Raw genomic sequence first — 12167 nt, forward strand, 5'->3', positions numbered from 1 at the left:
CCCATGCCGAACATCATCGATTCCTGACCTCCTTTCCTTTCGCCCTGCGTTCCAAGCAGCATTACGGGAACGCGCCACGCGCACGGTTGATTCGGTCGGCACGATGCTCCATCAACCGTCGCCTGGATCCGGCCGCCTAATCCCCTGGCCCGACCAAGCACTGCGCCGCATTTGATCGCGGCAAGGGAAAGTAATGTCTTTCGAAACCCTGGGCCTGGCGCCCGCCCTGTTGTCGGCCCTGCAAGACGCTGGCTTCACCACCCCCACCACCGTCCAAGCCTCGGCCATTCCGCAGGCGCTGGCCGGCCACGACCTGATGGTCTCGTCGCAGACCGGTAGCGGCAAGACCGCCGCGTTCATGCTGCCGGCGCTGCACCGCATCGCCCAGACGCCCGCCAACAAGGGCGTCGGCGTGCAGGTGCTGGTGCTGGCCCCGACGCGCGAACTGGCCCTGCAGGTCACCGAGGCCACCGCCACCTATGGCCGCAAGCTGGCCGATCTGCGCACTGCCACCGTCGTCGGCGGCATGCCCTATGGCGCCCAACTGAAGGCGCTGTCGCGCCGCGTCGATGTGCTGGTGGCCACCCCCGGCCGCCTGATCGACCACCTGAATTCGGGTCGCGTCAAACTGAACACCGTGCACACCCTGGTGCTGGACGAAGCCGATCGCATGCTGGACATGGGCTTCATCGAGGACATCGAAACCATCGTTGGCCGCCTGCCCGCCGACCGCCAGACGCTGCTGTTCTCGGCCACGCTGGACGGCACCGTTGCCAAGCTGGCCGCGCGCATGATGCGCGACCCGCAGCGTATCGAAGTCGCCGGCGCCAAGGAAAAGCACACCAACATCACGCAGAGCCTGCTGTACGCGGACGACGCCAGCCACAAGATGCAGTTGCTGGACCACGTCCTGCGCGACGCTTCGCTGGACCAGGCCATCGTCTTCACGTCGACCAAGCGCGGCGCCGACGATCTGGCCGACCACCTGGCCGACCAGGGCTTTGCCGCCGCCGCCCTGCACGGCGACATGAACCAGCGCCAACGCACCCGCACGCTGTCGCAACTGCAACGCGGCCAACTGCGCATCCTGGTCGCCACCGACGTGGCCGCCCGCGGCATCGACGTGCAAGGCATCAGCCACGCCGTCAACTTCGACCTGCCGATGCAGGCCGAGGACTACGTGCACCGTATCGGCCGCACCGGCCGCGCCGGCCGCAACGGCCTGGCGTTCACGCTGGCCACGCATTCCGAGCGCCACAAGGTGCGCCGCATCGAGCACTACATCGGCCAGTCCATCACGCCCGAAGTGATCGCCGGCCTGGAACCCAAGCGCACCCCGCGTCCCTCGACCGGCGGCGCGCCGCGCGGCGGCAAGCCTTTCGGCAAGCGTCCGGGCGGCTTCGGCGGCGGCTACCAGGGTCATCGTGACGGCGGTTCGCGTGAAGGCCGTTCGTTCGGCGGCCCGCGTGGTGAATTCAAGCCGCGCGAAGGCGGTTACCAGGGCGCCCGTGAAGGCGGCGCCGGTGGTTACCAAGGCAACCGCCCGTTCGGCGACCGCCCGGCCCGTTCGTTCGGTGATCGTCCCAGCTTCGGTGATCGTCCCCAGCGCGAAGGCGGCTACCAGGGCAATCGTCCCTTCGGCGACCGCCCCCCGCGTGAAGGCGGTTTCCGTGGCGGCGACCGTGATTCGCGCCCGAGCTTCAGCGACCGCCCCAGCTTCGGCGATCGCCCGCAGCGCGATCCGCGTCCGTTCAACGAGCGCGGCCCGCGTGAAGGCGGCTTCCGTGGCGGCGACCGCGACTCGCGCCCGAGCTTCAGCGATCGCCCCAGCTTCGGCGACCGTCCGCAGCGCGAAGGCGGCTTCCGCGGCGGCGACCGCTCGGAAGGCGGTTTCCGTGACCGTCCCAGCTTCGACAAGCGCCCCGGCGGCCCCGCCAAGCGCTTCAACAAGCCGGCCGGCGCCCGCCGCGGCTAAGCCCTGATCGGCACCCAACAAACCCCGCGCCTGTCGCGGGGTTTGTTTTTTGGGAAAATGCCCTATTCAAGACGCCTTTCCTTCCGCCATGCAACGCCCCGCTCCCGCCAACCTGCCCCCGCTGTCTCCCGCCGCCCAGGCCCATAGCGAAGCCGCCGCCGCGCACCTGCGCGCCGCCATCGCCGCCGCTTCGGGCTGGCTGCCGTTCGATCACTGGATGGCCGAGGCGCTGTATGCGCCGGGGCTGGGTTATTACGCAGCGGGCAACGTCAAGCTGGCCGATCCCGATGCCCAGGCGCCTGCCGGCGACTTCGTCACCGCGCCGCAACTGACTCCGCTGTTCGCCCGCACCCTGGCACGCCAGGCAGCCCAGGTGCTGCGGCAGACCGATACCCAGGCGGTGCTGGAGTTCGGCGCCGGCACCGGCGCGCTGGCCGAAGGCGTGCTGCGCGAATTGGACGCGCTGGGACTGCAGGACACGCAGTACCTGATCCTCGAAGTATCGGCCGACCTGCGCGCGCGCCAGGCCGAGCGGCTGGCGCCATTCGGCGAGCGGGTGCGCTGGCTGGATGCCCTGCCCGACCGTTTCCGCGGCTGCGTGCTGGCCAACGAGGTGCTGGACGCCATGCCGGTGTCGCTGTTCCGCTGGAGCGACGACGACACGGTGCTGGAACGCGGCGTGGCGTGGGACGCCACGCAGGGTTTCGTCTGGGAAGACAGGCCAGCCCCGCCGCGCCTGGCCGAGGCGGTCGCGGCGCGCATGCCGGCGCTGGCCGGCTATGTGTCCGAGATCAACCCGCAGGCCGAAGCGTGGATCGACGCCATGGGCCGCTGGCTGGAACAGGGCGCGGCGCTGCTGATCGACTACGGCTTTCCGCAGGGCGAGTACTACCACCCGCAGCGCGCCGGCGGCACGCTGATGTGCCATCTGCGCCACCACGCGCATGGCGACCCGTTTACCGCGCCGGGGCTGCAGGACATCACGGCGCACGTCGACTTCACCGCCATGGCGGATGCGGCGCAGGCGGCCGGCCTGCAGGTGCTGGGCTATACGTCGCAGGCGCGCTTCCTGATGAACGCTGGCTTGATGGAACTGCTGGCGCAACTGGACCCGAGCGATGCGCGCGCTTACGCGCAGGCGGTGGCGCCGGTGCAGAAGCTGCTGTCGGAAGCCGAGATGGGCGAACTCTTCAAGGTGCTGGCGGTGGGCCGCGGCATCACGCAGCCGCTGATCGGCTTTGCGCGCGGCGACCGGCTCGGCAAACTGTAGGTCTCGGCGTCAGGCGGCGCGCAGCCGCTGCAGGCGCGCCTCGCGCACGCTCTGCTTGATGCGCGCCGGATCGCCGGCGCAGGCGCGGGCGATGGCGCCGGCATCCACGCCCCGCACCGCTTCGGCGCGTTCGCGCCAGGCGTCGATAGCCACCGGGCGCAGCACCGCCACTGTTTCCAACAGATCGAAAAAGCGCTCGGGTTTACGCAGCGCGTCGACGCGCTCCATCAGCGCGAGCTGCGCGTCGGCTTCGTCGGCGCCGGGCGCCTGCGTAGCGTCCAACCCCGTCAACATCTCGGGCAGGAGACGCGCGTAGTCGTTGCATTCGGTGGGCACGCGCAGCCGCCGGCCCAGCGCTTCCCGCTCGGGCGACAGGCGGCACAGCAAGGCATAGCGGCCCGGCAGCGACAGGTTGCGCGCGGCCGCGCGATCGACGTCATCGCCGGTCTCCTCGGAGCCCTGCAACTCGGGCATGACGCGTTCCAGCGCGCCGGACTGCCGCAGCACGTCGAACATGCGCGACGGCGCGGCGGCCATCAGGCCACGCGACACCTCTTTCCAGACGCGCTCGGCCACCAGGGCGTCGGCTTCGCCGGCCTCGACCATGCGGCGGCACAGCGCCAGGGTTTCGGGCGCGACGCTGAAGTCGGCAAAGCGCGCGGCGAAGCGCGCCAGGCGCAGGATGCGCACCGGATCTTCCTCGAAGGCCTCGCCCACGTGGCGGAACACGCGCGCGCACACGTCTGCCGCGCCGCCGAGCGGGTCGACCAGCTCGCCGTCCTGCTTCTGCGCGATGGCGTTGACGGTCAGATCGCGGCGGCGCAGGTCCTCTTCGAGCGTGACGTCGGCGCCGGTGTAGAAGGTGAAGCCCTTGTAGCCGCGGCCCGACTTGCGCTCGGTGCGCGCCAGCGCGTATTCCTCTTTGGTGACCGGGTGCAGGAACACCGGGAAATCGCCACCCACCGGAATGAAGCCGCGCCGCGCCATGTCTTCGGGCGTGGCGCCGACCACCACCCAGTCGTGATCGCCGGGCGTCAGGCCGAGTAGCGCGTCGCGCACCGCGCCGCCCACGATGTAGGCCTGCAAGCCCTGCGTCGCCACATCCCCCGTCATGGCAGGGTGGTGCTTTCCGCGCCCAGCGGCACGACGTTGCCCAGCCGCTCTTTCAGCGACTGCGGCTGGCCGCTGAACATAGCGGCGTAGTAGACCGAGTTGGACATCACGTTCTTGACGTAGGTGCGCGTCTCGTTGAACGGAATGGTCTCGGCGAAGATCGCGCCTTCGACGGGATGGTTGAAGGTGGAACGCCAGTTGTGCGGACGGCGCGGTCCGGCGTTGTAGCCGGCGCTGGCCAGCATCTGCGAGCCGTTCAGGTCGCGCAGCACCATGTTCAGGTAGTTGGTGCCCAGCTCGGTGTTGGTGTCGAAGTCGTTGACGCTGTCGGGCGTGAAGTTGCTCATGCCGATCTTGCCCGCGACCCACTTGGCGGTGGCCGGCATCAGCTGCATCAGGCCGGAGGCGCCGACGTGCGAGCGCGCGTCCATGATGAAGCGCGATTCCTGGCGGATCAGGCCGTAGACCCAGGCGGGGTCGAGCGCGATGGCGTTGGCCTTGGCCGTGACGCGGCCTTCGAACGGCGCGATGAAGCGCTGGCTGAAGTCGAATTCCTTCTCGGTGCGGTCGGATGTGTTGACCACGCGATCGTAGATGTTCTCGGCGCGCGCCAGTTCGGCGGCGGCGAGCAGTTGGCGGTCGGTCATGCCGCGCAGCGCGAAGTTCCATTCGGGCACGGCCTCCTGGCGCCAGCCCAGGCGGAACAACTGTACCGCGCGGCGCAGGCCCGGGTTGGCACGGGCCTCGGCGATCTCGCTGTCCGTGATGGGGGCCGGACGCGGCGGCACGGTGATGCGGCGGCCCAGTTCCTCGGCGGCCAACTGGCCGTAGAAGTCGAAGCGATCGGCGATGGAGGCGTAGGCCGCATTGGCCTGGTCGCGGCGTCCGGTGGCGGCCATGCCGCGCGCCTTCCAGTAGATCCAGGATGGATCCTGCTGTTGCGCGGCAGGCATCTGGTCGATGGACTCGATGACCCACTTCCAGTCGATCTTGGGTTGACGCAGCGCCGCCCGCACCTTCCAGCCGGCGTTGTATTCCGTCATGCGGATATGGCCGGCCTCGTGGTACCAGTCGTCGGCGCGGCTGTCCAGGTTGAGCGCGGCCACCAGCGCGTACTGGCCGCGGATCCAGGCCAGGTTCGACTTGGCCATGGACTTGGCCCACTCGCGCCGCAGGTAGGAATCGGCCACGTTGATATCGGAACGGGCCAGCCGCGCCAGCGCGATGGTGACCAGTTCTTTTTCGTTGCGGCCCACCGGCAGGCGGTCCTGCCGCGTCAGCCAGCGCATCGGGTCCTTGATGAGGACGTCGTAGGTCTTCTGGTCGCGCGGCTCGAACATGTACTGCACGAACTTGCGCGCGTCGGCGGTCTTGTTGGCCTCGATGGCGTCGCGCAACTGCGGTTCGAGTTGATCCCAGCCCAGGACGTTGTCCGCGACCAACTGGTCGTACAGCGACCAGCAGGCGCCGCCTGGCGCGAACACCGCCACGGCCTGCGCGGCCGTGGCGCGCTGGCCGGTCATGTGCTTGGCGTTGAGAATGGCGCACTCGATCTGGGCGTTGCTGTTCTTGACCGGCGCGAGCTTGCGCACCAGGTCGAAATCGCCGCTGCGCGCGGCAGCCAGCAGCCAGTCAGCACGCAAGCGGTCGGCCAGGTAGGCGTCGCCGTTGCCGTTGATGAATTTCTGCAGATCGGTGTTGGGACGCCCGCCCGCGGGCGGGCTCCACAATTGGTAGCGCAACAGCCAGTATTCCGGGTACATGCCGAGCGGATCGGACTTGGCCTGGGGCACCAGGGCTCCCAGCACCGACCACTGCTTGCGGTTCATGGCTTCGCGCGCGGCCACCACGGCGGCGAGCGCCGGCGTATCGGCGGTGGGCGGCAGGCCGGCCAGCACGGCCGGCGGCACGGCGATGGCCGGCTGCGGCGCCTGCGCGGCGGGTTGCGGCTGGGGACTGACGGACGCGGTGCGTTGCTGGGCGTCGACAGGCGCGCAGGCGGCCGTGAACAGCGCCAGCAACGGCAGCCAGCGGCGCAAGCCTGCACGGGTGTCGACCGCGCGCAGGGATTTCCCACCGGTTTTCTGATACCGTCCAGATTGCGGGGCCCGGACCGCCGTCATGGGATTGCGCGCGGCCTTCATGCGCGGACCTTGGCGACGGCTTGCGGATCGGCGCAGTGATAGGCGCAGCGACAGGCGTGGCAATACGCGCGGTTGTCGGCGAGGCCGCCGACGCGGTTGCCCGCGCGCAGGTTCGCGCCGTTATACGTGTTATCGCTGACCCGCATTGTCGCCTTCATTTTTTCACCCCTGTTACAGCTACCGCATGACTACGCAAAATACTCCAGAGGATACCGCAAGCCAGCTACGCACGCGATTGCGGAAACTGCGTGCCGAACTGCCCGAAGATCAGCGCAGCCGCGGCGGCCTGCTGATGCGCGCGCGCCTGTTCACCTGGCTCAACGTGGCCCGCGACGAAGCCGTCCGCGCCGGCCGCGCCGCGCCGCGCACCGTGGCCGCCTTCTGGCCCATGGAAGACGAGCCCGATCTGCGTCCGCTGCTGGAGCAATGGACCGAAAACGGCGTCACGGTGGCGCTGCCGGTGGTGCGTGAACGCAACGCGCCCCTGGCCTTCCTGCCCTGGACGCCGGACGCGGAACTGCGCGCCGGCCCCTACGGCATCCAGGAACCGGTGCACGGCGCCGAGGTGCTGCCCGACGTGCTGCTGGTGCCCACCCTGGGTTACACCGAATCCGCCGACCGCCTGGGGTACGGTGGCGGCTACTACGACCGCACCCTGGCGGCGCTGCGCGACCGCGGCCATGCCTTCACGGCCATCGGCGTCGCCTGGAGCTGTGGCGAGCTGGACGCCGACTACGCGCCGGCCGCGCATGACTTCCGCCTGGACGCCGTCATTACGCCGGATGGCTGGGTGCCACATGTGCCCAATGAGCAACCGGGCCCGGGCGGCACCACGCTGCACCACTACACCCTGCGCTGACGCACCAGTCTCGCCCAAGGGCTTGCACCAAAATAGTGCAAGCCCTATGATCTGCCCCTGATATTGTCGATTGCCGCCGTGCGCGGCGCCCCCGGCAGGCGCCCCCCCCTTCATCGCCTGCCCCCCCCGACGCGGCCCGTCCACCTTGTCATCGTCGGCCCGCAACGCCTGCATTCCGACCCGTTTCACCCCGCGTTACCGCCATTCCCGTCCAAGCGGGGCTTGCCGTCCCGCTTGCGCCCTCGAGCCCGCCGCTCATTCGGAGGGTAGCCATCCGCCGCCGACGAGAGGATATTTACCTCCAGGCGGTATCCCGACAGCGCCAGCGCAAGCTGGCACACGGGTTGCTTATTCATTCAGACCGGCCGCGCAAGGGCCGGCCAACGGCCGCGCGCTAGGGGGCCGTCAGCATCTGCAACGGAGGAGCCATGAAGGACAGATCATCCCGTCCCGCCGCCTACGACGAAATGCGCGACAGCGCCGGCGGCATACGCTCCCACTACCAGGCCTTCGAGCGCTGGCACCAGGAGCAATCGGCGGAAGCCATGGCGGCGCGCCGCCTGGAGGCCGACCTGAGTTTCCGGCGGGTCGGCATCACTTTTTCAGTGGCCGGCGACGCGGCCGGCACCGAACGCCTGATCCCGTTCGACATGATTCCGCGCGTCATCCCCGCCGACGAATGGCGCCGCCTGGAGGCCGGCCTGAAGCAGCGCGTGCGGGCGCTGAACATGTTCATCCACGACATCTACCATGGCCATGACATCGTGCGCGCCGGCGTGGTGCCGGCCGAGCAGGTGTTCCTGAACGCCCAGTACCGCCCCGAGATGCAGGACGTGGACGTGGCCGAGGACATCTACTGCCACATCGCCGGGGTCGACATCGTGCGCGCCGGCGCCGGCGAGTTCTACGTGCTGGAGGACAACCTGCGGGTGCCGTCCGGCGTGTCCTACATGCTGGAGAACCGCAAGATGTCGATGCGGCTGATGCCCGACGCGTTCAGCCGCATCAAGGTCGAACCGGTGGCGCACTACCCCGACCTGCTGCTGGACAACCTGCGCGAAGTGGCGCCGCACGGCGGCGATGATCCCACGGTGGTGGTGCTGACGCCCGGCATGTACAACTCGGCCTACTTCGAGCATGCCTTCCTGGCGCAGCAGATGGGCGTGGAGCTGGTGGAGGGCCAGGATCTTTTTGTCGAACAGAACACGGTCTACATGCGCACCACGCAGGGGCCGCGCAAGGTGGACGTGATCTACCGCCGGCTGGACGACGACTTCCTCGACCCGCTGTCGTTCCGCGCAGACTCGGCGCTCGGCGTGCCCGGCCTGTTGTCGGTGTATCGCGCCGGCCGCGTGACGCTGGCCAATGCCATCGGCACCGGCATCGCCGACGACAAGTCCACCTACCTCTACGTGCCCGACATGATCCGCTTTTATCTGAGCGAGGAGCCGATCCTGTCGAACGTGCCGACCTGGCGCTGCGGCCGTCCCGACGAGCTGTCGCACGTGCTGGCCAACATGCACGAGCTGGTGGTCAAGGAGGTGCATGGCGCCGGCGGCTACGGCATGCTGGTGGGACCATCCGCGACCCACGCCGAGGTCGAGTCGTTCAAGGATCGCGTGCGCGCCAATCCCGCCAACTACATCGCGCAGCCCACGCTGGCCCTGTCCACGGTGCCGACCTACGTTGAATCCGGCGTCGCGCCGCGCCACGTCGACCTGCGCCCCTACGTGCTGTGCGGCAAGGACATCCGTACCGTGCCCGGCGGGCTGTGCCGCGTGGCGCTGACCGAAGGCTCGCTGGTGGTCAACAGCAGCCAGGGCGGCGGCACCAAGGACACCTGGGTTCTGGAGGAATAACGATGCTGAGCCGAACCGCCGACAACCTGTTCTGGATGTGCCGCTACACCGAGCGCGCCGAGAACACCGCCCGCATGCTGGACGTGAACCTGCAGATGTCGCTGCTGCCGCAGGACGCGCAGACCCGCGAGGGCTCGTGGAATGCCGTGCTGCGCATCTCCGAATTGCACCGCCTCTATCACGCCAAGCACGCCGCGATATCACCGCAGGACGTACTGCAGTACATGGTGCGCGATGCAGAGAACCCCTCGTCCATCTACAGTTGCATGCGCGCCGCGCGCGAGAACGCCCGCGCGGTGCGCGGCAGCCTCACCACCGAAGTCTGGGAGACCTACAACACCACCTGGCTGGAACTGCTCAAGCACCTGCACACCGGCCTGCTGGAACGCAACCCGGGCGAGTTCTTCGAGTGGGTCAAGTTCCGCTCGCACCTGGCGCGCGGCGTCACCATCGGCACCATGCTGGAGGACGAGGCGCTGTACTTCCTGCGCATCGGCATGCACCTGGAGCGGGCGGACAACACCGCGCGGATGCTGGATGTGAAGTTCCACGAGCGCGACGGCGACGGCGCGCAGCAACAGCAACAGGAAGGCCGCGGCGAAGGCGGCCCTTCGGGCGCGCTGCAAAGCGAGTTCTACCGCTGGTCTGCGCTGCTCAGCTCGGTGTCCGGGCTGGAGATCTATCGCAAGGTGTACCGCGACGTCATCACGCCGGACCGCGTGGCCGAGCTGCTGATCCTGCATCCCGACATGCCGCGCTCGCTGCTGGCGGCCATGCGGGCGGTATCCGAGGATCTGGCCCGTGTGTCCAACCAGCGCTCGACCGAAACCCAGCGACGCGCCGGCATGCTGTGCGCCGAACTGCAATTCGGCCGCGTCGAGGACATCCTGCGCAGCGGCCTGCACCAGTACCTGGAGCACTTCCTGGACCGCATCAACGACCTGGGCAACCGGATCAGCCAGGACTTCCTGGTGCCGTTGTCGGCATGACAAGGAGACAGGCATGAAACAGATCATCACGCACGTCACGCACTACCGCTATACCGCGCCCGTCACCTACAGCATCCAGACGCTGCGGCTGACGCCGCGCGACGACGAACACCAGCGCGTGCTGCGCTGGCACATCGAGGCGCCCGGCGCGCTCGAACAGCAGGTGGACGCCTACGGCAACATCACCCACACGCTGACGCTGAACCGGCCGCACACGGAAATCGAACTGCGCGTGGTCGGGCAGGTGCTGGTCGACCCGTTGGCGCAAGGCGCGCTGGGCGGTGAGGACAGCCGCCTGCCGGTGCACGCCTATTGCGTGCAGACGCCGCTGACGCAGGCTGACGACACCATCCTCGCCTTCGCCCACGCCGTGCTGCCTGACGGCCTGAACACGCCCGCCGACGTGCTGACACTGGCCACCGCGATCCACGACCGGGTCGCCTACGAGCCCGGCACCACCGACGTCACCACCGCCGCCGGCCAGGTGCTGGCGCTGGGCCATGGCGTCTGCCAGGACCATGCCCACCTGTTCCTGGCCTGCGTGCGCGGCCTGGGCGTGCCGGCCCGCTACGTCAGCGGCTATCTGTACACCACCAACGAACACGCGGCCAGCCACGCCTGGGCCGATGTCTGGCTGGCGGGCACCGGCTGGACCAGCGTGGACGTCACCAACCGCCAATTCGCGTCCGATTGCCACTGCCGCCTGGCGGTGGGGCGCGATTATGATTCCGCCTCGCCCGTGCGCGGCGTGCGCACCGGCGGCGGCGAGGAATCCATGGAGGTCTCGGTGCAGGTGCAGACGGCATTGCAGCAATAGCCCCGCCCGGCCACGCCGCAATACAATGCGGTGTGGTTTTTTCCTTTTTTCGATCATGACCTACTGCGTAGCCGCCCGCCTCGACGCCGGCCTGGTTTTCCTGTCCGACTCCCGCACCAATGCCGGGGTCGACCAGATCAGCGTCTTCCGCAAGATGACCGTCTTCGAACGTCCCGGCGAGCGCATGATGGTGCTGATGACCTCGGGCAATCTGGCCGTCAGCCAGGCCGTGCTGAACGCGCTGGCGCGCCAGCAGGACGAGGGCGGCGAAACCGTCTGGAACGCGCCCGACATGTTCGAGGCCACCCGCCGCGTCGGCGCGGCGGTGCGCGCGGTCTACCACCGTGAAGCGGCGGCCCTGCATGAACAGGGCGTGGACTTCAATGTCAGCCTCATCTTCGGCGGCCAGATCGGCGCCGAGCGCTGCCGGCTGTTCCAGGTGTATTCGGCTGGCAACTTCATCGAGGCCGGCTCCGAATGCCCGTACTTCCAGATCGGTGAAGCCAAGTACGGCAAGCCCATCCTGGACCGCGTGCTGCGCCCTGATACCTCGCTGGACGAAGCCGCCAAGTGCGCGCTGATCTCCATGGATTCGACGCTGCGCTCGAACATCTCGGTCGGCCTGCCGCTGGACCTGCTGGTCTATGACGCCGACGCGCTGCGCGTCACGCACTTCGCCAGCATCGACGAGCACAACGAATATTTCCGCATGATCCGCGGCACCTGGGGCGAACGCTTGCGCCAGGTGTTCGCCGAAATCCCGGATCCGCTCTGGACCCGTCCGGAAGACCCGGGCTCGCTGGTGCCCGCCAGCCGGGAGCACCAGCCGTTGCGTGCCGAACCGGTGGACGTGACACCGCCGGCCTATCCGGCGCCGCAGGTGCTGGCGGAGGATCCGGGGAAGGACCAACCGAACTAGGCGCCTGACAACGCTTTATCAGACCCTGGAGGATGAGTCCTGCTTTTTCGAGGAGCCACGCCTGCAATCGCAGTTTTCCGCCATGATGCTTGCGGGCGCTCTCGAGCCGACTTACACTGATTCCAACGCATGTGAATTCTCATATGCCCACCTTCCGAGGCCCGCACGCAAACCATTGCTGCGGGCTTTCGTGTTTCTGCGGACGAGGGTCTTGGACACCAT

At 68.5% G+C, this 12167-nt stretch carries 10 protein-coding genes; 7 read left to right on the forward strand and 3 right to left on the reverse strand.

Features of this window, described 5'->3' with window-relative positions:
* Positions 1-193: 193 nt before the first annotated feature.
* A complete protein-coding gene (locus HV783_RS13325) occupies positions 194-1975 on the forward strand; it encodes a DEAD/DEAH box helicase (RefSeq protein ID WP_054500348.1) in 1782 nt (593 codons plus the stop codon).
* An 88-nt stretch (positions 1976-2063) separates the two neighbouring features.
* Positions 2064-3245, forward strand: coding sequence for a class I SAM-dependent methyltransferase (locus HV783_RS13330; protein WP_175189293.1), 1182 nt, complete (start codon positions 2064-2066; stop codon positions 3243-3245).
* A gap of 9 nt (positions 3246-3254) precedes the next feature.
* Here HV783_RS13330 and HV783_RS13335 read toward each other — a convergent pair whose 3' ends face one another.
* From HV783_RS13335 to HV783_RS13345, 3 genes are read right to left on the reverse strand one after another with little or no spacing between them, the layout of a single operon-like run.
* Positions 3255-4358, reverse strand: coding sequence for a tRNA nucleotidyltransferase/poly(A) polymerase-related protein (locus HV783_RS13335; RefSeq protein ID WP_175189294.1), 1104 nt, complete (start codon positions 4356-4358; stop codon positions 3255-3257).
* Complete coding sequence (locus HV783_RS13340) at positions 4355-6502, reverse strand: lytic transglycosylase domain-containing protein (protein ID WP_437341321.1); 2148 nt, start codon at positions 6500-6502, stop codon at positions 4355-4357. The genes HV783_RS13335 and HV783_RS13340 overlap by 4 nt, the downstream gene beginning before the upstream one ends.
* Positions 6499-6660 carry a hypothetical protein gene (locus HV783_RS13345; protein WP_155755634.1) on the reverse strand — a complete coding sequence of 54 codons (162 nt, stop codon included), beginning with the start codon at positions 6658-6660 and terminating at the stop codon, positions 6499-6501. Before HV783_RS13345 ends, HV783_RS13340 begins: the two co-directional genes overlap by 4 nt.
* Before the next feature lie 26 nt (positions 6661-6686).
* On the opposite strand from HV783_RS13345, the gene HV783_RS13350 reads away from it, so the two are divergent.
* From HV783_RS13350 to HV783_RS13370, 5 genes are all read left to right on the forward strand, one after another.
* Complete coding sequence (locus HV783_RS13350) at positions 6687-7361, forward strand: 5-formyltetrahydrofolate cyclo-ligase (RefSeq protein ID WP_064528699.1); 675 nt, start codon at positions 6687-6689, stop codon at positions 7359-7361.
* Between the two features lie 428 nt (positions 7362-7789).
* Entirely contained in the window at positions 7790-9220 is a 1431-nt protein-coding gene (locus tag HV783_RS13355) for a circularly permuted type 2 ATP-grasp protein (RefSeq protein WP_054500344.1), read from the forward strand.
* Between the two features lie 2 nt (positions 9221-9222).
* Positions 9223-10209 carry an alpha-E domain-containing protein gene (locus tag HV783_RS13360; protein WP_054500343.1) on the forward strand — a complete coding sequence of 329 codons (987 nt, stop codon included), beginning with the start codon at positions 9223-9225 and terminating at the stop codon, positions 10207-10209.
* A 13-nt stretch (positions 10210-10222) separates the two neighbouring features.
* Positions 10223-11026, forward strand: a complete 804-nt coding sequence (locus HV783_RS13365) for a transglutaminase family protein (protein WP_144655974.1) — start codon at positions 10223-10225, stop codon at positions 11024-11026.
* Between the two features lie 55 nt (positions 11027-11081).
* On the forward strand, positions 11082-11945 hold the full coding sequence (locus tag HV783_RS13370; protein ID WP_064528036.1) for a proteasome-type protease: 864 nt from the start codon (positions 11082-11084) through the stop codon (positions 11943-11945).
* The last annotated feature ends 222 nt before the right edge of the window (positions 11946-12167 follow it).

The sequence above is a fragment of the Achromobacter dolens genome, from assembly GCF_902859745.1.
GTDB classification, from domain to species: domain Bacteria; phylum Pseudomonadota; class Gammaproteobacteria; order Burkholderiales; family Burkholderiaceae_B; genus Achromobacter; species Achromobacter dolens.